The following is a 23,934-nucleotide window of genomic DNA, read 5'->3' as shown; positions in this document are numbered from 1 at the left end:
GAATAGTAACAGTTATCATTTGTCTTTATCAATATGAAATTAATTATCTGCATCACTGTCTCCGCTTTGCTGCATGGCTTGTGGTGGTTATTTCCTGCAAGCTCTGCGCTGGTGTGGCACTCAGGCGTTGCTGCAAATGAAGTGAGTAAAGTCACCAAACCACTCATGATTTCGTTTGCGGCACAACCCTCCCAAGAGCCAGCTCCAAAAGTGGTAGCAGAGCAAGCGCCATCTGATTTTAATGGCACCACGCACTTACTTAAAAAACCACAAAAGCAAGAGCAGGAAGCCAAGCCTGTATCCAAACCCAAGCAACAGGCCAATGAACGGACGCAACCTAAAAAGCTTAATAAAGCCATAGTGACTGAGAATAAAAAAACTATCGAAGCAGCAGAGCCTACCTCAACACGAGAAAATACGTCGCAGCAAGAAGCGACACAAATGGCCTCAGCGAGGCATCTCAGTGAAGCAAATAGTACCGATGACTCTTTTGTTAAATTAGATGCTTTACCTTTATTCAAAGCACCAAGACCTGCGCTTAGCTACCCACTACGTGCCAAGCGAAGAGGGCTTGAAGGCGTGACTATTTTTGAAATTGAGCTGGATCAAAAAGGTGAAATCGTGAACTTAACTTTGGTTAAAAGTAGCGGTCATCAATCTTTGGACATGGCTGCTCGCAAGAACGTTGAGCAATGGCAGTTTCATCCCGTTTTTCGTGACGGTAATGCTGTAAAAGCCTTGTTTACCGTACCCATTAAATTTTCCCTTTCTTAGAGAGTATTACTACGATGCAGTCTTGGTTTTCCCAACTCGGCCCTATGCAATGGCCATTTTTATGTATGTCGATTACTGCGCTTGCGGTGATCATAGAGCGTCTTTGGGTGCTTAGCCACGCTTGGTTTACCGTTCTTGAAATCAAGCGTAAACCCCACTTTTTTCATAGCAAAGCAGTCGGCGCTTTACGGTTACAAGGGTATGTTTTTGAGTGGCGTAAGCGGTTAGTGATCTTAAGTATTATCGGCACGTTAAGCCCTTTAATGGGACTCTTTGGCACAGTCTGGGGGCTGGTATTGATGTTTAAAACCATCGCCGAAACTCAGCAAACTGTGACACCCGCGTTATTAGCGGATGGATTATGGGAAGCCATGTATTCAACCATGGCGGGACTGGCGATAGCCATGCCATGTTTACTTATTTATGGCGTTTTGCAAGCGATGGTTGAGCGTTTTCAAAGCGAGCTTGTGCTTTATATGAATACCCAATTTACCTTAGTGGAGGCGGATAATGCTTGAGCTGCCTACACCTAAACCTCATCACCTAGGCGCTGATTTAACCGCGTTACTCGATGTACTTTTTATCGTCCTTGTATTTTTGCTGCTCAGTGTGGCCGTAAAACTCAACGTCTTGGAGGTGAGCTTACCAACAGCAGGAAAAAATGGCGAGGTTGTGCTGGAAAAAGCACCGAAGGTTGTGAGTGTCATGTTCAATCATGGCCAAATTGGCTATGCCTTGGACGAGCAGCCGTTTAGCGCGGAAAACACGCTGATACAAGCGCTTGGTCATTTAGACAAGTCAGACGTGATTTATATCGCCGTAGATAAACAAGTCCCCAGCGAAGCACTGGTATCACTTTTTGCACAGCTTAGTACACTCAATATTCAGGTAGCGAATCTAATAGTTAAAAGCGAATAAAAATAATTACTATTTAGATTGGTGTGTGTTATATTGCGCCGCGACAATCGCATTTCATCTTGGAGAGCCTGTTTAAATAATACAGGACTAAGGAAGAACAGGGGCAAAGTTGAAGTGCGTGTAAAAAATAACGACACTCGGAGTATTCTTATGCGTTTATCTAAATTAACCCTTTTTATCGCGCTTGCCACTTCTGCCACCTGGGTACAAGCCGCCTCTTCTTCCAATAACGAGGTATCTCAGTCGACGGTTGTAAAAACCGACCTAGATGCAGTGACCGTGACGGCAACGCGTACCGCAAAAACCGCATTGCAATCATCACAAGCGGTGAATGTCATTTCGTCGGAGCAAATTGAGCGCAAATTAGATAGCAGTGTATTTGAGGCCTTAGATACCATTCCTAATGTTTCCGCCAATGGTGGACCAAGATCGACAGGACATAAGTTCAATATTCGTGGCTTTAGTGACGCGGAAGACGTGATGGTGACGATTGATGGCATGCTGCAAACCTTTGAAAAATATCGCATGGGTAGCCTGTTCACTGATCCGGAATTATATCGCTCAATAAGCATTAAACGAGGCACCAGTACCGTGCTTCATGGCGGTGGTGCGCTCGGTGGTGTTGTTCAGTTTGAGCTAAAAGACGCCGCTGATTTTTTACAGGATGGTGAAGTCGCTGGTGCTAAAATTAAACTTGGTTATGACAGCAACAACGCTCAAAAAAATGCGTCAGTGATCGCTTTTGCAAGGCCGAATGATTCGCTCGACTTGCTTGCAGGTGTGGTAAAGCGCGACAGCGATGATTGGGAGCTGTCTAACGATGAAACCTTGGATAACTCGGCAATCGAAAACAGCTCTATTCTGTTAAAAGGGGAATATTTCTTAAGTGATGATGCTATTGTGGGGGCAAGCTACACCGAGACCACAGATAATCAGCGAACCGAGTTTAATACAACAGATCCGGGCGCATGGGGGACGGTGTACCGTGAGGTAGAGCAGTCAGTTGCTAATCTGAGTTATGAACTCAACCCTGCGAATAATCCCTACCTGAACCTAAGCGCTAAGGCCGGTTATACCAGCAGTCAAGTCACTGAATCCGATGGTGTCGGTATGCTTGAGGACTACATCGGTATTGAATCAAACTATGAGTACAACATTACGACACTGGATGTAATGAATACCAGCGTATTGGACTCACATACTTTGACCTACGGTGTGCAATATACCGACAAAGAGCGTATTGGTGAAAAGACCGCATTACCGTGCATAAAACTCAACTACGAGACCTATGCCTGCGAGCAATACGGCTCGACTCCAACCACCGCTGAGATGACATCCCAGCCGGGTGGTACACAAAAGCGCTCCGGTGTGTATATCCAAGATGAATTTACTTGGCAGCAACTTACTGTGATCGCAGGGCTTCGCTATGAACGCTATAGCACCTCACCAACGGCTAAATTCCAACAGACGTTTGCAGCATTAGATAGTAAAGTGACACACAGTGATTGGGCGGGTGCCTTGAGCGTAAACTATCAACTAACGCAACAGTGGGCGGTGTTTGCAAACCGCCAAGAAGGTTTCCGTGCACCACTCATTGACGAGTTATACGATCAATACGGTGGCAGACAACCGGGATTAGCGTTAGACGTAGAATATAGCAACAACACCGAAGTTGGCGTGACCTATCAGGCAAATAACATACTCACCGACAATGACACATTAACTGCGCGTTTTATCTATTTTGATATCTCGGTAGACGATGAAATCACGTCGGTCACCAGTAATTTGACCAACCCCGTACCTGCGCCGCGTTATGCTAATCGTGCTAGCAATGATAGAGAAGGCATTGAGCTGGAAGTAAACTTTGCAACACCACGCTTTTACAGCAACTTTTCTTACAGTGACATAGACGGCAAAGATCAAGACAACAAGCCTTTATGGTATTTGCCTGCAGACAAAATGGCTTTGGATTTAGGTGCCTCGTTATTTGATAAAGCCGTTCAAGTTGGTGCGCAAATAGTCAGGCGTGGCGATCGTGATGTGCAGGTGATGAACCGCGCAACAAGACAATACTCAACGCAAACACAAAAAAGCTACACTCTGACCGATTTATACGCGAGTTGGGATATTAATGCTGCGTTTAATCTAAGAGTTGCTGTCGATAATGTCTTTAACAAAGAATACAAACTGATGGCTGGTACTGGTGGTGGAATAGGCGATTACGGTTTTGGCCGCAACATTAAAACCCAGATCAGCTGGCGTTTTTAAGGAGAGACTATGAAGCAATTAATTCAAGACTATAAAACCTTGTTAGCAGGCGAGCCAAGACTGCGGCCCGTTGACGCTGCGATGCAACTAGGCGTGAGTGAAGCCGAATTATTGAATGCCCAACTTGAAGAAGCGGTGACTGCCACAGTAACGCGCTTAGACGAAACGCAACTTGCCGATATCCTTAAGAGCCTGAAAAAACTGGGTAAAGTGATGGCGCTGACGCGTAACGGCAGCGTGGTAAATGAAATTAAAGGGTTATACGAAAAGCTCTATGTTTCAGACAATAATGGCAAACTAAGTGGTATTGCAATCAATCCCGGCGGTATCGACCTACGGCTATTTTTGTATCGTTGGCAAAGCGTATTTTTAGTTGAAACCGAAAGTCACACGAGCTTTCAATTTTTTGATGAAAACGGCCGTGCGGTACATAAGGTTTATACCACGGCTGAGTCGGACTTTAACGAATTGGTGAATATAAAAGCGCGCTACCAACTAACATCACAGCGCCCATTTAGCGTGAAGCCATTTGAACTTGTGGAGCCTACAATTACTCAGCCGAGCGCTGAGCAACTAGATAGCTTTAGGAGTCAGTGGAGTGAGCTTGAGGATGTGCATCATTTTCCAAAGCTTTTAGAGACATATAACCTTGAACGCTTGCAGGCTCTTGAACTCGTCGGCTCACCATGGAGCTTCGAGCTACAGAGCCTTGACCTTGCAGATATTTTTCAACAAGCAAAAACGTTTAAGCAAGAGATTATGGTATTCGTTGGCAACCCAGGTGCGGTACAGATCTTCTCTGGGAAGGTTGAAAACCTCAAGCAAGTTGGCCCTTGGTTTAACGTCTTAGATCCTGAGTTTAACCTGCATATAAAAGTTGACGATTTGACCCGCGCGTTCGTGGTCAGAAAACCTACGGATAACGGCAATACAGTGGTCACCTCTATTGAGTTTTTTGATGCCAATCGCGAAACGGTATTAACGCTATTTGGCCGCAGAATTGAAGGCAAAAAGCAAACCAGCGAATGGCAAGCCCTCTGTGAGCGATTGATCCACAGAGGAATGGTTGCGGCGTGATATCTAAGCTGTAGAAAAGGGCTCTATAAAAGAGCCCTTTGAATTTCTAGTGCCAAATAGGCGTGACTTCTGAGACTAAGATTATTCGTTTAGAGACGGTATTTTGTTGCGCATTCTCCATTCTTGTCGCCATTGCACTATGGCAAAGTGGGCGGGAAGTACCACGTTGACACTCGTCCATAATCACTCCTGACCCCACAGGTAATTCAGTAAAGAGCCGAAGATCTTGGGTACTAACATTATCTATAGGGGTGTTTACCGCGACACCGTCAGCTATCACAAACTCCCCGCCTGATACATTCTCTCTGGCCAGCGTAAGGATTGAGGTAATTGTTTGATGACTTAACCCGTCGAAATGAAGCGTATTTGGGGTTACCAAGCAATTCGCGTAAGGTGTCGGATAATAGCCAATAAACTGATGCTCAACATGGTACGACGGTGCCGAAATTGAATGTTGGATCAAAAATTCAGTCAGCGCTGTGATCACTGGGTGGTTGCAAATCAATGTACCGTCAGTGCAATGTGTTATTGCTTTGAACCACCTTTGTTTACCCCCTGCGTCCGGGTTTAGTTGTTGAGATAAGCCATAAACATAATATTGACCTCCTTGTCTATCCTCAGGAGTGATAAGGTATGTGTTAGCGTCCTTGACGGTATAACGCACGATACCTCTTGCATTTTGGCCGGATGGAATATAAGTGTCTAAGCCTAATTCAGGCTCCACCTGTTTCAGTAACAACTCAATATCTTGTAGTGAACCAACGTTGAAATTTGGCAAAGAATATTGGCAGAAACCATTTCTTAACAATGTAGTTTTAGTCATTTTTGATTCTCCTATTTGTCTTTCTTGATTTGTTTTCATAAAAATTTCAATAAGCTTTTTCATATTCACCTCATCTGGTTTGTTTTGGTGTTTATAGATTTGCATTTAATTTATTGATTTTGAAGGAAATGAAAGGAATCTAAACGGAATGAAAACTGAATTTATGGTGAGTTTTAATGTGAAAGGTCTGTTTGAACGAATGGTTGTGTAACTCCCCCAAAAAATGAAACAGTTTATAAGTAGAATTTTCCATTAACTAAAATAGGAAAATTTACGATGAGAAAAAGCAAGTTCACCGAAACCCAAATTGTCAGCATGATCAAAGAAGCTGAGGCGGGTATTCCTGTTCCAGAAATCTGCCGCAAACATGGTATCGGCCAAAGTACGTTTTATAAATGGCGCTCAAAATATGGCGGGATGGAAGCTTCAGACGTTAAGCGACTTAAAGAGCTTGAAGAAGAAAACCGTAAGCTAAAAGATATGTTTGCAACGCTTAGCCTAAAGCACTCGATGCTTGAGGATATCATCGCAAAAAAGCTGTAAAAACAAGTAGGCGCAGAGCTTGGGTAGAGCATTTAAGAGCTCAATTTAACGTCAGCGTCGCATTTGCTTGTGAAGTGGCAGGGCTAAGCCGCTCAGTTTTTTATTACAAACATAAACGGCCGTCAGATGATGAAGTTATCGACGCATTACTTGCGCTGGTAGAGCGCCATCCTAGGTGGGGGCTGCCTAAGCTATTCAAAAGGCTTCGCAATAAAGGTAAGCCGTGGAATAAAAAGCGTGTTGAACGCGTTTACAACATGCTAAAACTAAACTTGAGACGTAAGGGGAAGCGCCGTGTTCCAACAAGAACACCTGAACCATTAAGTGCACCGACACAATATAATGAATCGTGGTCAATGGACTTTATGAGTGACGCATTAAGCTATGGACATCGTTTTAGAACACTGAATGTGCTGGATGATTTCAACCGACAAGCACTGGCGATTGAGGTCGATACAAGCTTAACTTCTGAACGAGTTATTAGAACGCTACAACAAATTATTGCTTGGCGAGGAAAACCAAAGCAGATTAGAGTGGATAATGGTCCAGAATTTACTTCAACGGCACTCGAAGATTGGGCAATGAAAAATGACATCAAGTTGGAATTTATAGAGCCAGGCAGTCCTTACCAAAATGGTTTTGTGGAAAGGTTTAATCGGAGTTACCGTGAAGAAGTGCTAGATTTATACTTGTTTGAGTCACTGCAAGAAGTACGTGAAATCACTGATGAGTGGTTAGATATTTATAATTATGAGCGACCTCATGATTCACTAGGTGATATGACACCGGTTGGTTACCTTGAGGCTGCATAAAATTCTACGAAATAGCTGTACTAAATTGGGTGGAGTTACAGTTGCTGTACCGTATGCTTCATTCAGTTTTAGCTTAGTGGAGATTAATTGAGCTGGGTAACTCGAATTAATATCAATCCATGCTTTCTCTATGGTTTAAAGGGCTGTGAGCAGTACAAATGGAAAGCCTTTTGGGCTAGCACATCGAGGATGCATATTTTCTCTTGCGCTTTGGGGAAGGCTGTGAGTAAAAGTAAGCAGGAACAAGTAGTCATCGGTAGAATCTGAATAAATCCACGAAAACTACTTGAGTAGTGAGCGATTTTTTCTATTTACAGTAGCAATTGAGTGGTTACTTTGTTAATCCTCAAAAAATGCAAGTATATTAGGAATTGTACGGCCATAATCTATTTTTTTACTATTCGAATCATTTAGATACAACTTTAAAGAACCTCCACTGTCTAGAGTCATCACGTTAGACATATTGAGTCCATACATCTCTAGCACATCCTTCGCGTATCCATAATTTTGACACTGGCTTACCAGAATGACTAGCTTTTCATGCTTGTTTCTTGGGTTGTTATCAGCATCAACTGTGCCGACAAATCCTCTTGGATAACCACCTCCAAAGCTGCAGTTGTATCCTTTTATGGAACTTAAATGATTAGTAGTAAAGGCATATGCGTAAGATACTAAATTACTGCGCCGATATGTTGCATTATCAAAGTCAGTTAATGCTGCAAAATAATCTCTTGAATCATTGGGTTGGAAGGAAGTGACATCATCAAATTCATCAACACGCCCTACAAATGCTTTACCGCCACCGATTTCAAGCTTAGCTAAATTATCAAGAGCGTAGCCCCAAGTTTGGTCAATACTATCTTCGTAATACCCAGAATCTTCATGATAAAAGGAATGTTTTAATTCTCCTCCTTCCATCCAAATTGAATGCGAGCGGCTAGGAAATAATATCCCTCTCTTTTCACCTATGTTTGAACTAACAGGGCCAAAGTAACTTAAGTTAGTGAAACCGACATATGATTGAGCCAGATCAGTGTCTAACGCTTTTAAAGCATTATGAAATCCGTATCCGCTGGCTGCTTTGAAGTAATAATATGGGGTACTATCTTGGTTTGAATTTCCTCCCATCATCCAGGAGTTGGTCACAGAATGTTTTTCAGAGCTAATTATTAGTGGGTGTCCGCCTCTATCTAAGTTAACAATTATCACGTAATCGTCGGCCCCGCCGCTATAACTGATTTTATACACATCAACACCTGACCCAATAATGCCATCAGTATTACTAAAGGTTTGATAATTGACGGCATTAACAGGGGCGCTAGTCATAGCGTCATGAGTAGGTAGTGTGAAGTTAGCTTCTGATTTGAGTGAGTAACTAGATAAAGCGATAACACTCAGTATTGGTAGAAATTTCATATTTAACTCCTTTTGTTAATTTTTCTTAACTTTATTGTCTTTTAAAAACTCCGTTAAGGGTGGTTATTTCTACCTTGACGCACCTGTTTGAACTAGTAAACAGTGCTAATTCTTGCTTGCTAGATGAGAGTGTTTGATGTTGCTTAACATGGTTTTAATTTCTATTGTAATGATTTTAAATGGTTTTTTATTTTGTTGAAAAAGGTTGCGTAAAATTCACAATGATGCAGGTAACCTAATGATGGTTACTTCATCATTTATATTTAAGTAACAAAGTGAAATTATATTTGAAAATTGTTCCCTAATTGTATAGAAATGTAATCTAAATGTGGTTTTTAGACCCGTAAGTGAGATTTTTTGGTATGCCTAAGGGTAAGGAGCGCGAAATGGAACAAGTTTATAACTTTGCGGATGAGGTGCAATTAGAGTCTTTAAGGCAGCTGATTGTTGAGAAGATTAATCAGAAAGGACTGTCCGAACAGCAAGTTACAGACAGTGCTTACATGAGTGATAGAAGTCTTCGAAATTATAAGACGGAAGGCTACTTAGCCAGTTTAGCGCCACTCTCGTCATCGACGGTAAGTAAGCTAAAGAATCTATTGACTGCGCTTAATATTGAGCCTGAAGAAGCGCTGGAATACCACCAAAAGCGAATAGAAAATCAACAAAACAACCACCACTCAGACCCTACAAATCAAAATGGCCAGCAAAGCAATACTCAGTTTCAAGGGTGCACCTTTAACGGCGGGGAGAATGGCCCAAATGTTATCACTGGTAATAGGGACATTACGCTTAACTTTGGTGCTAAAGACTAAAGGTAACCTTAAATTCCGTAAGGGGTGGTTTGACCCTGTAAATCTAAGCTAGTTAAGAAGCTTGTATCTCTATAGCGAAGTGCTCGCTATTTGAAGCTCTTAAGGCCTAATTGCTCCCATTTTTAAAAAATTAAAAGTGATTTTATATGAGTGCTGATCCAAAGGAAGCAGAAGCTGGTTCAAGCATTGACATCGAAACCAATGCATATGAGAATGATATTCCTCAGCAACTGAGCCAATTTGACAGTAGTACGTTTGAAGAAGCTGTGATCCAAGGGAACAGAGATGTTCAGGTCAATAACTATTTTTCAAACGCTGATAAGAAACCACTGAAGTATGAAGCACTTCAGTTAAGAACGTTTCCAAAAATTGCGAGTAATGAGGTCATTTTAGATGACATCAAGTTAGCCGAACTTAACAACTTCCTCGTTTGTCACAACTGGCTGATTATTGAAAAAAATAACGAGAATGCCTTTTATCTCTCAGAGGCTATCGCTGCTGCTTTACAGCACACCGACATATCATCTTACTACATACGTCACAATTCATGTCGAATGACTGAGTATTTAGAAGCAAGATTTCCTTACGTAGAAAGTCAACACGCTTATGTTATTAGGCAACCAATAGAAGACCTAGAAAGTTTCGAGCGCTTTATCGAAACCCGTGAAAATCTAAATGCACTGACGTCTAAACTAAAAGCACGTAAGGCAACGCTGCTTATGGTATTGGATAGTAAAGGCGATAGTGACTGTCCTAGAAGGATCCAGGAATACCTGCGTTTCAACTCTGTAAGTTCTATGCTTGGTTATTGGCAGCCTGCAGTTCACTTTACACATGACCCATTACCTGTGGCAGCACTAGATAACGACGACTGGTTGGACTGTTTAGTTATTACACTAACTTGTTGGTTTAACAATATGCCACTGGTGTTGTTTCAAAATGCAATTGCTAAGGCATTTGACCATAAATTAAAACAAGCTAAAGAAATAGGAGAAGGAGTCGAAGCGTTAACTCATGCTTATGCTCGTTGGCAGCAAGATCCTGATGCGTTTTTAAAATTAGCTGGGCTTGAGCTCACATCACCGTCGGGCTTAGGTATTTGTTGTATCAGGCTAAGTTCGATTAAGCAGGCAAGCGTATATCGAGAAAAGTTGCTTACAAACAATCCATTCCAACTAGCTGTACTCTCGCCAATTATTGAGGAAGTCATTTTTGATCAGGATATAACAAATAAACTCATTGACATAGATGCACTTTTTTCAGACCTCGCCTACTTCTACTTAAAGCTTTCTGAAGTCGGGGTAATTACTATTGACAGTGACTACCTATTAAAATTATTTGAACGTTATCGTCAGTGTCCAAATTCAAAAATAATTCATTTTATCTCATTTGTTAGGGCGCTCTCTTATCAAGATAGATTCAAAATAGCCATCGATGAATTTATTTATCAACTACTAGGGCAAGTGGAAAAGAAAGAGAAAGATTTAATATCTATTTCAGACTTAGAAATTCATATTGACAACTGGGTGCCAGTATTTAAATCAACCTATGAAAATAAGCTTAAAGAGATGGTGTGTGATTTCAAAAATCACCTCTATTTTTTGTTTAATACTCTAGCCTATTCAATTGAATTTGAAAGTGAGTCTGAAGTTTTGTCATTAGAGTATATATTTTCTAAAAGCTATGAGCTTGGGTTGGATAAGAGTAAGAAATGTCCTAGCTTTGCGCTGCTTCGCTACTATTTTTCAGGGTATTTATATAGCGACTCCTTTCACTTATTAAAAATACTAAAAAGTATACCTTCCGATAGTGAGAAGTGTGTTTTAACTTTAATGATTGTGAGACTTTTTGTTTTTAGTCTTATGCATCGTGTGTTAGAGGGAAATAACCAAGTTGATGATAAGGCTACCTCCTACTTGATTACGTTAATGTTTGAAGAGGGGGCGGAAGAGTTAATTTACCAATTGCTCGCGATGCCAAGTTTGAGCGAAAGTCTAAAGAAGAGAAACATCACAGCATTTTTAACCACATCAATTTATATAAAGCAAACGCTGCTCCAAGCGCAATATATCACCGATGAAAGCGAATATGAGCATTACGACATGATGCTTACGGAGTTAAATGAAAAATTCAAACGATTGAATCAATTGTTTGCCATTGCTTGCACCAGAAAACAGTACGAGCAAATTAAAGCAGATTTAAGAATTCAGCGAGATAAGGCGGTAGAGCAGTACAGAAATTGTAGATCAGATAAAGAGTTGAGGATGCTACTAAAGCTAAAAAAAGGCGTGTTAAGCGAAGCTATTAAACAATTTAAAAAACCTAGAAGAGAATCCTACCATGCATGAAAGCATCTCTAATTTGAGCAACTTAATCAGAAAAGTCGATACTAACTTTCACAATCCGAGAGTTCATGGAGAAGGATTTGTTGTCACTTGGAATAAGAAAACCAACCAAATCGTAACCAAGCAAGGTTTGCTATCTGATTTATTTAATAAGAAACATTATGAATATTTCTTTGTTAAATCTCATACAAAACCAATCGTCATTAGCAAAATTCCATTTGAATGGCATGAAGGTGCAAGTGAGATTGCACTAGAGTTTTACGCTACCTTTCAGCTTAAAATTACAGATCAAACTGAAGCACATAAGTTAGTCGAAATCTTGAGTATGTCGGGCACGCCGGAAAAAGGATTATTTAATTTAATAGATAAGCACCTGCATCACTGCATGTCGAAAATGTATAAGAAATGCTTGGACTCACAAAATAGCAACTTATTGGATGAGTTTTATCAGCAAGAGCTACAGCGTGGAGAAAGCAGTGAATTAAACACTTCGGTGTGCGAGCAAATGCAGCAAGAATTAAAAGGAATGGATTTTAATATTGGCTTTACGTTGCGTAATGCACCAGAGCGATATGCCGAATTTAAATATAGTACCAAGATAAAAGAAACGGGCTTAGAAGTAACGTCCGAATGTCAAATGACATTGAATAACTATCAAGCCTATCGCAAGTCTGAAATTAGCGATATCGAGGGGGTGGTAGCACACATGAAGGCGGGTATTGAGAGAGCAATCCGTCAGCATATTTTGGGCAAATCTGAAATGGATCTGCTGAGCAACTTCAAAACGGCAACGAGTCAAGACGTCTCTATCTCCGATCAGGTTAAAAATAGTGTTAAGCAACAAGCTACTGCGATTGGTTATGAACTTAATTCATTTCATACATTACCAAACATTGCTCCGCTGAGGTTATTAAATGGGTTGATGCTCACGTTTGATAAAGAAGATGGCGCATTTAAAACGGGGATGTTTGGTAGCCGTGTACGGTTAAATATTCGCATGGAAGTTAAGGCGAAAGAAGGAGAGTTTGAGAAATACCGTCACTTATTTGCAAGTAGTGAAAACGACAATCAGATTGATTTGTTAGCAATAACGCAAGCGCAAATTCTCGACAGAATAAAAGTATTAGTACACGACATTTGCAAAGAAGTGATGTTGAATGACAAGTTTAATCATTACAAAGCATTAAGTCAGTTTGAAGAATTAATCCGGCCTCAACTTGAAGATGAAATTGGCAAACTATTAAGTGAACAACATGGCTTGGTGGTAAGTATTAAGTCACTTATGGCAGTTGAATCTGAAGATGCCATGAGGCTTGAAGAGCTAAGAGGTAAAAAAATACCAATCCAATTTAAGCATTTTTTTGGTGGACAAGACGGGATTGGTGCCGAGTATTCATTCAGTGGTGCATTTGAAGTGCTCGGTCTAGTCGTCAGTGACGCCGGTGGTGAACATAGTTGGGAAACGTTTGAAAAATGGGATTTTGGTTACCGAATTGATTCTCCTGAGCGTCATACCAACACCGCCCTTAAAGGGAATGACGATAGAGTCTGTAAAAAATTGGCGATTGAGAATGAACTAGAAGATATAAAACAGGAAGTTATTAGGCTTTTCAAGGCATCAACATTACTTATCCCTTCCATTACGCTTTGGGTGAATAAACGCGAGTATAACGCAAAGTTACAAGATGAATTGCTCTGTGAGGTATCGGCTCTGTTGAGGCGCAGCCGAGGAATGGATCTACTGATTGAAAGACTAGAAATTAAAGACGAAAGCCTGATCCAAGCGCAGCTTGATAGTCGAGATCGTAAGCTCAAATCAATTGCCGATGTCGATAGTATGCGTTTAGAGCAGCGTTTAGTTGATTTAAAACAAAGCAAAGACGAAAAGCAAAAGCTTGCGGACGAAGTTACAGAAAGAAGATTGAGTTTCCTGCGCGACAGCGATGATTTTGAGGACTTACTAGACGAAAAAGAGCGTATCGAAAATGATTACCGTCATTTAAATACTAAAGAGTCGACCATAGAAGAGCTACTGCCAGCCCCTAACAGCCATGCCTCGAGCGATATCGAAGAATTAGCTGATGTACTTACTAAATCCAATAACCAGTGGGAAACGAACGATGAAAAGTAGAAAAAACCTTGTTGCTGCTTCAATCATGACAGCTTTGCTATCCGGGTGTGCAATGACTGACGACACTAAAACTCGAGCTGAGGGAGCATCGACAGGTGCACTCATTGGTGGTGCGCTTGGTTTGGTGTTAGGTGACAATAAGCAAGCCGCTATGATTGGTGCATTGATTGGTGCTGTTGCCGGTGATCTTTATGCCAAGAGTGTGGTTAAGAAGAAGCAGGATTACGCTAATACTGAGTTATATATGCAAGATGTGATTAAAGGGGCACAAGAGAAACTTATCGCAGCAAAAAATGAAAGAGAAAAAATTCATTTGGAAATAGAAGGTTATACCGCGCAGTTAGAAAGCATTGAGGCAGAGTCTCAAAAACGCAGTGCTGAGTATAGTAGCTTAGAAACGCAAAAAGATAGTCTGTCTAAAGCGGTTTCCAAGTCAGCTAAGTTAGTCGAGATATTGACTGAAGAAATTCAGTACCAAAAGGACGTGCTGGCACAAGAAAGAGAAACCGTTTCTGTGCAATTAGCCTCACATAGTGAAACGGTTATTCAACAACTTCTTGCTGAAAAGAACGAGCTAGAAGTCATGCAAGCCCAGCTAGCTTCATTAGATAGACGGAAATTATATTAATGCTGAAGCGGGTTATATATTGCTTGTTTTTGTCTTTGCTATCAGGTTGTAAGACGACAGGTGATCCGACAACTGGTGGGTTGTATGGATGGAGCGAAGAAAAAGCAAAGCAACGACAGGCACAGCTAAACCGAAGAGTAGTGGATATCGAAGCTCAAATGAATGCGATTGAGGAAGAAAATCAAGAGCTTGAAAGTGACAAGGTACAACTAACACAGTTGATAGTAATACAAAGTGAGAAGTTAAACGCTTTAATTGCAAGCCATGATGCGTTGCTGGATAAGATAGAAACATACAAAGGTCTTGAGCATATTAATCAGACAAAAATTAGCCAGCTGAAAACACGTTACCCATGGCTCGGCCTGAGTCGAGAGGAGGTATTGAGACAATTTCAGGAAGCGGCAAGCGAATCACGACAACAGCAAATGCTAAACCAGCTAGAGAGTGAGCTTGAATCACTAGCACAAGAAATAGATATGATACTTTGAGTAATGTAGATGTCGATTAAACCAATAAAAGCACAATATTATTGCAACAATATAGAACACTGCAGCAATGCTCGGGCGCATAAGTTATTTACTAAATCATATGCCAACAAGTGTAGTGTTTGTGCTCAGCCATTACTGTTTGCGCGTTGGCATTTTTCGTTTGTCACTTCCTTTAGTTGGGTACTTTGTTTATCAACATTGGCAGCGCTATCTTATCCATATTTTTTTCCTAAAGAATATGAAAATATTACTTTTTCTGGTGTGAAGACTGAAGTTCAAGAGTCTAATGCCGTTGTGGAAGTTACTCTTCATCGAACAACAGGCATTGATTTAGTACAACAGATAGAGTTGATAACAGAAGATGGTACTGCAAAAGCAGCTGAGGACTATCGAGCCCTTGATATTGCTTTACAGTTCCAGCCTGGTGAAGTGCAAAAATCAATAAATATTCCTATTATTCCTGACTCCGATGTCTATGAAAACAATGAAATGTTTTACATTAAGCTGAAAAATGTGAAAGGGCAGCCGTCACATATCGTGATGATTGTCGAAGCTGGAGTAAACAAAGACTTAGTGGAAAAAAGCAGCCTTTTGGTAAGTAACCTTTCAGCTCTTGCAGCGGACCTTTCGAATGATTTGAAACAGCTTGAGATCCTTGGTAACTATCTGTCAACCAAAGAAAATCCAAAGGCGAACTTGGTCAAGAATTACCGTAATACTCAAGATAATATTCAAAGAGCGAGAGAAAAATACATTGTTCTTTTTAATGACGCTTTAGATTTGGACCCTAATGTTTTGAGAAATGCATTGGATTCCCACCTTGAAGCGCTGAAAAAACAACAGTTTCATACTCAATATGAAGCAACAACTGTGATGAAAGCTCAGTTACTTGACTACTTGAGTTCCAGAGTTTCTAACTCGCCTAAGTGGCTCGAGGAGTTAGGTGAGGTAGTAAAGCTTGAAGTGAAAGCAAATAACAATGGTAGTGTTATCTAATCTGAGTTGCTTATTTATTGGGCTAACTTTCAACTAAGCCAATGGGCAGCGCACTCAGCGCTGCTGCATACTCCCCATCAACAGAAGTGAAAATCGAGAGAACTTTTGTTCATTATTCGATGAGTTAGCAATAGCTCATTGAAGCACCCTCAAATACTGCGAGTCTTTGGTTTACGGTGTTTAAGTTCAACCATTACATCGAACTACAATATTTACCTGTAAAACTTTCAAACAAAACGATTGCTGACTAAAGAGCTGGCAGAGGGTTGTCTGTAACTGACGTTTGTAAAAATACAGAGCTAATTTGAGATCCTTTTATATCAAGTGCTACAAGTAGCATCTTTCTTTACTTCCAATCTATTTCCTATTTCTTTCCTAATCCATTAACTAATTGATATTAAATAGCTTATTGGTTTGTGAATTTTCCAAATATCGGCCTCTGGCATCTGCCATTATCGCCTTAACCTTATGTCTATCGGGCAAACAAGCAAACGCCTGATGTAAGGTGAACTCTGGCTGCAGACAGATTTTACCTCTCCTTTAAAAACAGAATGAGAGGAATTTACTATGTCTTTTAAAATAGAAGCGTGTAATTTAAATAATATTGATGTCGCAGTTAAAACGTTGAAAGAAAACTATGTGGAAAACTTTCCAGCTATCAGAGTTACTAAAGATAAAATCTTAGGTAAAGGTATTTCTCTATACCTACTTAGTGATATAAGCCAAGTTCCACATAATCCAATAGCTACTTTTGGACTGAGCAGTGCGTATGAAGATGAAGATGTTTGGAAAGAAGTAAGGGCATCATTAAGCGATGACTTTGACCCTAAAAAGGATGCAGTTGTAGGCCAGCTTAGTATATCGAGTAAAGATGTCGCAATTACCAGAGTCGTTTATGGCCTGTTATTAGATAAAGCACAACAGATGGGTTATGAGCGGTTGTTTTTTATCCTGAGAGGGAATGTTGATTTTTATAAAAAGTTATTTAACGCTATACTGATTAAAAGTGATTGCAACTATGATATTGGGGTTGATAGAAAAATATCTGCTCTAGTTGTTGAAACGAAAGAAATAAAGCAAAGGGGCCTTCGCTTCCTAAATCGAAACTTATCATCTTGCTTTAATAAGAGTGATAGTATAATTAAAAGGGAAATTATGAATAAATCTCATTGGGATGAATATAGTAGTGCATTTGACTCTATTATTACTCCACCACAGGTTGAACTTTATAATACAATTGCTCCGCTGTTGTCAGGAGTTGTACTGGATGCTGGATGTGGAAATGGAAACTTAGCCGCTTTTGTTAATGGTGAGGTTTCTACTTATCACGGCGTCGATACATCTCTTGATATGGTGCAAAAAGCCAACGCCAATCTGCAGAGACTTAAAGAACCACAGCGGTTTCAAGCATTTCATGTGCAACTCGAAGAATTTGTAAATACACATCAATACGACGTGATTACATTAATAAACAGTGTTTATGCGATGGATAATCCTTCTTTAGTTTTTAAACACTGCTATAACTTACTTGCTCCGGGTGGCCTGTTAATTATCGCAAACCCCAATGAAAACATGACAAAATCTCACATGGAAATGATGATTGAGCTGTATGAATCGCAATTTAGTGGCAATCCTGCTGTTGCAGACTTTAAGAGATTGAATTTACAATTTGTCACACAATACCAACATTCGTTTTATACTTTAGATAAAATTGAAGGTTGGCTAGAACAAGCTGGACTGTCTGTAACAAACCGAGACTGCACTCACTTTCATGGTGCAATGAATTTAATCGTAGCTAAAAAGTAGGAAAATAAAAATGCGCTATCAAGATCTAGTCGATTTGTTGAATGCTTCGAATCAAGCAGAATACACTGCAAGTTTTTATCGTGCCATATCACATATCGGATTTGATAGCGCAATTTATGGTTTTTTGCCAAGCCATGAATTTGTTAAACACTTGAACCAAATGCCTATCATACTAGCCACCGAAAACGCCCCTCTCGATTATTTAAAGTACTATCAGGAAAATGAAATTTTTAAGCCTGAGACAGATATCTTCGTAGCTAAAATACTTGCCGGTCATCGAGATCCAATAAACTGGTGGCGGGACCTACATGGTTTCAACCCCACAGAGTTACAAGTTGCTACCTTGACCCATGCAAAAAACGAATTTGGTCTCAATAACGGTTTTGTCGTCCCTCTCATGTGCGACCACAGAGGCTACGCTTGTGTTACTTTGTATAGCAATTTAAGTGATAAAGACTTTAATCATCTGGTACAGGAAAATGAAGAACAAATCGGATTATTTTGCTCGGCGTTGAACAGCAAAATCTTCTCAGATCCAAACTTAGTTGCCGAGTTATACGACAATTATATAAAAATGAGCGATACAGAGCGTCAAGTGATGCGATACTTGGTTTCGGGGAAACCGATGAAGCAAATTGAAGATCATATTGGAATAACCTATCGCTACGCTGCAAAAGTAATTGATAAGTTTAGAAAAAAGCATGGAAATGTGCCAAAAGACAAATTGCTCTATTCGCTAGGGCACTACTTTAGTTGATTTAACGCTAGTATTTCATATCTGACTTATCGTACTAACGGACGAGTTTGTCTTCAATATGGCAGGCTCCTCTGAGCGAGGAGTGGATATTAATGCTAACTTATTTTTGGACAAAAACGTGTTGAGACGAAGGGCAGTTGTGTGCCAACTACTGTCATTCGTAACGCCCCAATAAGGGGCTGATAATGCTTGGCTAAACTGTGTAGAGGAGCTGAACTAAGCCAAGCTTTAGCAATCCCGTGCTTAATTGGCTTGTTAGGCTACTTATCTTTTGTGAAATAGTAGCCAATTATGATTCCTACAAAACCGGAAGTTACGCCACTGAACTGGGCAAGAAGTTGCAAACCTCCCTCTAATCCAACTTGTTGAGTTACAATTAGAATTAATACAATAACTAAAGTTATCGCCCAAATTCCAAGTACAACTAACGTTATTAGTTTTCGCACATCATTCATTATTTTTTATCTCATTAATTGCTTGACGTATCAAAGAGTCGAGTTCCGCTAGAGCTTGCTCACCTTCAAGACGCCTGCTATTAGAAATTGATTCCACTAGTTCTTTATTTCCTATAGGTGGCTGTCGCCATACTTGAATTTGGACAAGTAGTTTTACTTCGGGAGTTTGAAATGGAAGTTCCTGTGCAATGATAGTTATCTCCTCCCATTCCAAGATTTCAGATCCGAAAAAGTTAGTCGTTTTCCTTACTTCCGATTTACCAAATACTTTGTAATTTTTGACCTCAGACGTCTGAACGGTAAAATTGTTATCGACGAGGTATTTTTCTGAAATATTCTTAACAGTTTTCCCTTCCACATTTTTGTAGACAAAGCGAAGCTCGGGAGAAGCGCAGCTTGATATAAAAAGAATCAAACTTGAGACTAAAAGAAATTTACCAATTGCAGCATTTTTCATTACTTCTCCTTGTAGCCTAACATTTTAGTATTTATGCGACACGCAGTTTGTGTTGCATAATCGCTTGTTGGACTGAGCTGCTACCTGCTCGGTGTGACAGAGTTGGTGTTGTTTATGCTATAGGAATTTGCTTTTTAGAGGCTCTCACTTTCCTAGCTAGTGTAATCAGTTTAGCTAGTGTTATGTAAGCTTTCCCTGCATCGCTCAGCGCTTATTATGTCTTCATTACACCTAAATCTGCCTTAATAAGCAATTATATTTTTTACGCGTACAAAGGCCGCTAGCCTGAGCAATTAAGCAGGTTAACTAATTGATTTTGAGCAGCTATCGAGCTGCTAACTCGTTCGTTCTACTTTGGTCGGTGTTGCATCTAACTTGAATACGCCAATTAGCCGCAAGATACCTGCCTTACAATGCTGACAAGGCCAACGCGGTATCAGTGTCACGTTTTCTGTCTTTGCCTTCTCCACTTTACCTGTGTGTGATTCTTGTGACTTTATTAATGCTAACTTTCGCTTGCGACATGCATTGGCTAAAAAACCGTAATGCCGAATACGCATAAATCCTTTCGGTAGTACATGCTGCAAATAACGCCGTAAGAATTCATCATTACTCAGTGTCATCACTTTATCACGATTATCATCTGCGTAATCTCGGTATTTGAAGCTCACCGACTGTGCATTCGCTGTCACTAAACGTGATTCAGACATTACGCCTTTTCGGGTATACCTTGCTAGGTAACTTACTAGCTTTTCACTGTAAGCTAAACAGGCCTTGCTATACACGCACCACTTTGTTGGCGTGTTTATCTTCACGAGTGAAGTATTAAAATCACTAAGCGCCGCTAGCATTTTTCCTCTAAAGACCGTTGATAACGCTTTAACGGGATATAAATAGCCTTTTTCTGTCTCATTCCATTGAATCTTATTGAGCGTACCTGCTGGGATTAAACAGTGTAAGTGAATGTGCTGACTTAAATTTTGCCCCCAAGTATGCAAGACGCTAGTCATTCCTAATTGGCCATGCCCTTTTCGGTTGGCAAATTTACTCAGGGTTTGCCATGCTGCCTTGAATAAACACTGGTATAAGGTACTTGGATTATAGTGAGCAATTATATTAAGTTCATGAGGAAGCGTAAAGACAAGGTGGAAATAGCGGCATGGCAATAAGTTCTCTTGCTGCTTTTGTATCCACCTTGCCGTTGCCATTCCTTGACACCGTGGACAATGGCGGTCTCGGCAGCTACACCCAATCTGCTGTGACTCACCGCAGTTATCGCACTGCCACGTTTGATAACCGAGCTGACCCGTTCTGCATGATTGAAGATGCTGGCAGACGCGTAGCTGCTGATAGCTCATTGTATGGTGTTGCCGATAATGCCCAAGGCTTGAATTTAAAATATCAGCGAGATGTAAAGTGCTCATGGTTTAACCCAACTTGCGAGTAAATCAACACCGCCATGCCCCAATTCGGGTAACCAATGTAAGTAGCTTTGCGTGGTTTTAATATCACTGTGTCCAAGCTGATGTTGAAGTTGATGCAACGGCATGCCTGATTCAAGTTGATGTGTTGCATAAGCATGGCGTAGTGCATGTGGATTACAGCGCACTAAACCACAATGTTGTGCATGTTCACGTAATGGTCTCCTGAAGCTTGATGCTGACATGGGTTTATCCATTAATCATCGTGAGTAAAACATCCACTCCCTTGGGTGATACATTTTCCAGTAACTGCGTAATTGGTTGAGTACACTATCGGAGGCCACTACATAGCGTGACTTATCTCCTTTACCTTGTTCAATCAAAATGGTTTTTCGCTGTCCATCAATGTCTTGCACTTTAATATGTAAAAGCTCACCAATACGTAAACCACAGCCATAGCAAACCACAATTAACGTTTTTAATCGCATATCCATACAGTTTTCTATCAGCCGCCGAATATCATCTCGAGATAAATAGGTTGGTGCGCGAGTCTTTGCTTTTGGTAATGCGATATCTAGGTTCAGCGGTCGATGTAAAATATGCTTAAACAAAAACCAAATACTATTTATTTGTACTTTTTGGCTTGCTCTAGAGAGCTTACGAATAGCCGGATCATTAAAAAAGATATTCAGTTCGTCATCGGTAATGGAATCGAGTGGTTTCTTGAAATAGTGACTCAGTTTAAGTAGATGCTCACAGTAACTTTTACATGTACGTTGCGAATACCCTCGGTAGGCTATTTCTGTTTTAACTTGTTCTATGAGTGGGTTCATGACTTACCTCCAAGTTATGGGATAACCCCAAGGTAAGTGTGGCTCAGTTGGTGAGAGTAGGATCTCCGCGTAGCGGCTTAGTTCAACATGTTTATAGCGAGCTAATCGCGCGTTTTTCTATCACAGCTTAGCTCGTATTTCTTATTAGATTATTTTTAACAAACTTGTTAACTAATCGCCAGTTTAATTAAAATTTAGGAGTTCTCGCTTTTACCTCAGGATAAAAACGAGTGATTGGGTCGTTTTCTTGACTATGCGAGAGATTGAAAATGAAAACTCGCTCTCCTTATTTTAAATTACATTTTAGACTCTATACTTACTTGAAGGTATTCATTAAGAACTATTCTTGAACGCTCAAAGCCGTCTTTAGAGCATTTACATTAGCTCGTTTTGGGGCAAAGGCAGCATAAGAATACTGCCTGCGTTAAATCAACAATAGGTTTCTCTCGATTTTTAATGGCGTCTTCAATCTCTATACCCAAATATCTGATGGTGTTATCAATTTTTGTATGACCAAGTAGTAACTGAACGGCACGTATATTTTTGCTTCGAGCATAAACCAAAGTCGCTTTGGTTCTTCGCATTGAGTGAGTTCCATAAAGGCCAGAATCAAGTCCTAATTGCTCAGCCCAGCTCCTGATGATAGAACTGTAATATGAATAGCTTATTGGTTGATTAGAGCGACGTATACTCCGAAACAAATAATCACTGTGTAGTGGCATAGTTAATTTGGCCACCCATTAAGAAAGAAATGTTATGCTATTTGCATACAAATTTGGGTGAAAAAATGACGAAATTAAAACGCGCAACGTATTCTGCTGCAATCAAATTAGAAACAGCTCAGCTTGTAGTTGATCAAGGCTACACGCAAGAAGATGCAGCCAAAGCTATGGGGGTTGGTAAATCAACTGTAAGTAAGTGGGTAACTCAATTAAAGCAAGAACGGAATGGCCAGTCCCCATTAGCTTCACCAATGACACCCGAACAAATTGAAATCCGCGAACTTAAAAAGCAAATCCAACGTATTGAATTAGAAAAGGATATATTAAAAAAGGCTACCGCTCTCTTGATGTCAGACTCCCTGAACAATTCTCGTTAATTGAGAAATTAAATCAACGAGAGCGTTACCCAATTAGCGTGTTGTGTAGCGTATTCAATGTGCATCGCAGCAGCTATAAATATTGGGCCATACGGGATACAACGCCAACACCAGAGCAAATAAGGCTAGAAGCTGAAGTTAAAGCCATACATGCAATGAGCGGCGGTTCAGCTGGGGCACGGACAATCGCAGCAATCGCAACGAATAACGATTTTGAATTAAGCCGTTATCGCGCCGCTAAGCTAATGGTTAAACTAAAACTAGAGAGCTGCCAAGTACCACAACATCAATATAAAAGGGGTGGTAATGAGCATCTTGAAATCCCAAATTTGCTAGATAGGCAGTTTGATGTTGTTGAGCCGAATACGGTGTGGTGCGGTGATGTGACGTATATTTGGACAGGCAATCGCTGGGCCTATTTAGCGGTCGTTGTTGATTTATTTGCACGTAAAGTCGTTGGTTGGGCAATGTCGTTGTCGCCAGATACTAACTTAACGCTAAAAGCGCTTGAACTCGCGTATGAAAGCAGAGGTAAACCAAGTGGATTGATGTTTCACTCAGACCAAGGAAGCCATTATACAAGCTTGAAGTACCGCCAACGTTTATGGCGCTATAAAATTACACAAAGTATGAGCAGGCGCGGAAATTGTTGGGATAATGCGCCAATGGAGCGATTTTTTAGAAGCTTTAAAACGGAGTGGATGCCAAAGGTTGGATACGAAAACTTTAAAGATGCTAAATATGGTGTGAGTGATTATATCAACGGATATTATAACAACGTTAGGCCTCATCATTATAATGCTGGTTTAGCGCCAAATGAATCTGAGGTTAGATACCAAGATTCTAAAACTGTGGCCAAAATTAGTTGACCACTACACTGGGTTGCAACTTAACTTCTTGAACCCAATGGATAATACTTTGTTGTGTTCTCGGAGTTATCTCAAATTGAACTTCGATCCCTGTTTTCTTCTGCGTTAATTGAACCCTTTCAAATACTTGATCAAGAGTAGCAACGTCTCGAACTTTTAAAGAGAGTAAGTCACATGATCTTAGCTTGCTATCTATAGCCAAA

Annotated in this window: 19 protein-coding genes and 2 pseudogenes; 15 read left to right on the top strand and 6 right to left on the bottom strand. The window is 40.4% G+C overall.

The window, feature by feature from the left end; translation table 11 throughout:
• Nucleotides 1-33 precede the first annotated feature (33 nt).
• From JJQ94_RS03725 to JJQ94_RS03705, 5 genes are all read left to right on the top strand, one after another.
• Nucleotides 34-774 (top strand): energy transducer TonB, encoded by a 741-nt coding sequence (locus tag JJQ94_RS03725; protein ID WP_099029929.1) that lies wholly within the window; start codon nt 34-36, stop codon nt 772-774.
• Nucleotides 775-788: 14 nt separating this feature from the next.
• Nucleotides 789-1,292, top strand: a complete 504-nt coding sequence (locus JJQ94_RS03720) for a MotA/TolQ/ExbB proton channel family protein (RefSeq protein WP_099029930.1) — start codon at nt 789-791, stop codon at nt 1,290-1,292.
• Nucleotides 1,285-1,692, top strand: coding sequence for a biopolymer transporter ExbD (locus JJQ94_RS03715; RefSeq protein WP_099029931.1), 408 nt, complete (start codon nt 1,285-1,287; stop codon nt 1,690-1,692). Before JJQ94_RS03720 ends, JJQ94_RS03715 begins: the two co-directional genes overlap by 8 nt.
• 150 nt (nt 1,693-1,842) lie before the next feature.
• Complete coding sequence (locus tag JJQ94_RS03710; RefSeq protein ID WP_099029932.1) at nt 1,843-3,960, top strand: TonB-dependent receptor domain-containing protein; 2,118 nt, start codon at nt 1,843-1,845, stop codon at nt 3,958-3,960.
• A gap of 9 nt (nt 3,961-3,969) precedes the next feature.
• A complete protein-coding gene (locus JJQ94_RS03705) occupies nt 3,970-5,037 on the top strand; it encodes a hemin-degrading factor (RefSeq protein WP_099029933.1) in 1,068 nt (355 codons plus the stop codon).
• A 46-nt stretch (nt 5,038-5,083) separates the two neighbouring features.
• Here JJQ94_RS03705 and JJQ94_RS03700 read toward each other — a convergent pair whose 3' ends face one another.
• Nucleotides 5,084-5,860 (bottom strand): 2OG-Fe dioxygenase family protein, encoded by a 777-nt coding sequence (locus tag JJQ94_RS03700; protein ID WP_172439921.1) that lies wholly within the window; start codon nt 5,858-5,860, stop codon nt 5,084-5,086.
• A gap of 276 nt (nt 5,861-6,136) precedes the next feature.
• Between JJQ94_RS03700 and JJQ94_RS03695 the strand changes: the two genes are divergently transcribed.
• A protein-coding gene (locus tag JJQ94_RS03695; RefSeq protein WP_201435418.1) for an IS3 family transposase occupies nt 6,137-7,215 on the top strand; the annotation gives its coding sequence in 2 pieces (ribosomal slippage) (nt 6,137-6,389 and nt 6,389-7,215; 1,080 coding nt in all).
• A 339-nt stretch (nt 7,216-7,554) separates the two neighbouring features.
• Here JJQ94_RS03695 and JJQ94_RS03690 read toward each other — a convergent pair.
• Nucleotides 7,555-8,631: a hypothetical protein gene (locus JJQ94_RS03690; RefSeq protein ID WP_099032007.1), complete on the bottom strand. Its 1,077-nt coding sequence runs from the start codon at nt 8,629-8,631 to the stop codon at nt 7,555-7,557.
• Nucleotides 8,632-9,017: 386 nt separating this feature from the next.
• On the opposite strand from JJQ94_RS03690, the gene JJQ94_RS03685 reads away from it, so the two are divergent.
• The 8 genes from JJQ94_RS03685 (at nt 9,018) to JJQ94_RS03650 (ending at nt 18,597) form a co-directional block, all read left to right on the top strand.
• Complete coding sequence (locus tag JJQ94_RS03685; RefSeq protein WP_099032008.1) at nt 9,018-9,446, top strand: hypothetical protein; 429 nt, start codon at nt 9,018-9,020, stop codon at nt 9,444-9,446.
• A 146-nt stretch (nt 9,447-9,592) separates the two neighbouring features.
• The gene (locus tag JJQ94_RS03680; RefSeq protein ID WP_099032009.1) at nt 9,593-11,794 is read left to right on the top strand and encodes a hypothetical protein; all 2,202 of its coding nucleotides are present in this window, start codon (nt 9,593-9,595) and stop codon (nt 11,792-11,794) included.
• On the top strand, nt 11,787-13,922 hold the full coding sequence (locus JJQ94_RS03675) for a hypothetical protein (protein ID WP_099032010.1): 2,136 nt from the start codon (nt 11,787-11,789) through the stop codon (nt 13,920-13,922). Before JJQ94_RS03680 ends, JJQ94_RS03675 begins: the two co-directional genes overlap by 8 nt.
• Nucleotides 13,912-14,550 carry a glycine zipper domain-containing protein gene (locus JJQ94_RS03670; RefSeq protein WP_158299154.1) on the top strand — a complete coding sequence of 213 codons (639 nt, stop codon included), beginning with the start codon at nt 13,912-13,914 and terminating at the stop codon, nt 14,548-14,550. The genes JJQ94_RS03675 and JJQ94_RS03670 overlap by 11 nt, the downstream gene beginning before the upstream one ends.
• Nucleotides 14,550-15,038: a hypothetical protein gene (locus JJQ94_RS03665; protein WP_099032012.1), complete on the top strand. Its 489-nt coding sequence runs from the start codon at nt 14,550-14,552 to the stop codon at nt 15,036-15,038. The genes JJQ94_RS03670 and JJQ94_RS03665 overlap by 1 nt, the downstream gene beginning before the upstream one ends.
• A gap of 9 nt (nt 15,039-15,047) precedes the next feature.
• A complete protein-coding gene (locus JJQ94_RS03660; RefSeq protein ID WP_099032013.1) occupies nt 15,048-16,034 on the top strand; it encodes a Calx-beta domain-containing protein in 987 nt (328 codons plus the stop codon).
• 567 nt (nt 16,035-16,601) lie between these two features.
• On the top strand, nt 16,602-17,840 hold the full coding sequence (locus tag JJQ94_RS03655) for a class I SAM-dependent methyltransferase (protein WP_099032014.1): 1,239 nt from the start codon (nt 16,602-16,604) through the stop codon (nt 17,838-17,840).
• Nucleotides 17,841-17,850: 10 nt separating this feature from the next.
• Nucleotides 17,851-18,597, top strand: a complete 747-nt coding sequence (locus tag JJQ94_RS03650; protein WP_099032015.1) for an autoinducer binding domain-containing protein — start codon at nt 17,851-17,853, stop codon at nt 18,595-18,597.
• A gap of 447 nt (nt 18,598-19,044) precedes the next feature.
• Here the strand turns inward: JJQ94_RS03650 and JJQ94_RS03645 are convergent, their stop codons facing one another.
• From JJQ94_RS03645 to JJQ94_RS03630, 4 genes and pseudogenes are all read right to left on the bottom strand, one after another.
• Nucleotides 19,045-19,509 (bottom strand): hypothetical protein, encoded by a 465-nt coding sequence (locus JJQ94_RS03645; RefSeq protein WP_099032017.1) that lies wholly within the window; start codon nt 19,507-19,509, stop codon nt 19,045-19,047.
• 335 nt (nt 19,510-19,844) lie between these two features.
• Nucleotides 19,845-20,933, bottom strand: coding sequence for an IS91 family transposase (locus tag JJQ94_RS03640; protein WP_099032018.1), 1,089 nt, complete (start codon nt 20,931-20,933; stop codon nt 19,845-19,847).
• Nucleotides 20,930-21,763: pseudogene (locus JJQ94_RS03635) on the bottom strand (tyrosine-type recombinase/integrase). The gene JJQ94_RS03640 and the pseudogene JJQ94_RS03635 overlap by 4 nt, the downstream one beginning before the upstream one ends.
• A gap of 380 nt (nt 21,764-22,143) precedes the next feature.
• Nucleotides 22,144-22,473, bottom strand: a pseudogene (locus JJQ94_RS03630) (tyrosine-type recombinase/integrase); the annotation flags it as partial.
• A 77-nt stretch (nt 22,474-22,550) separates the two neighbouring features.
• Here JJQ94_RS03630 and JJQ94_RS03625 point away from each other — a divergent pair.
• Nucleotides 22,551-23,731 (top strand): IS3 family transposase gene (locus JJQ94_RS03625; protein WP_201435417.1). Its coding sequence is split into 2 segments (ribosomal slippage): nt 22,551-22,809 and nt 22,809-23,731, totalling 1,182 coding nucleotides; the frame shifts between segments, so codons are not numbered across the junction.
• Nucleotides 23,732-23,934: the final 203 nt, after the last annotated feature.

Origin of the sequence: Pseudoalteromonas sp. GCY, assembly GCF_016695175.1 — a bacterium.
GTDB lineage: Bacteria > Pseudomonadota > Gammaproteobacteria > Enterobacterales > Alteromonadaceae > Pseudoalteromonas.
The sequence above is the reverse complement of the archived record's forward strand: the minus strand, read 5'-3'. Positions and strand labels throughout refer to the sequence as shown.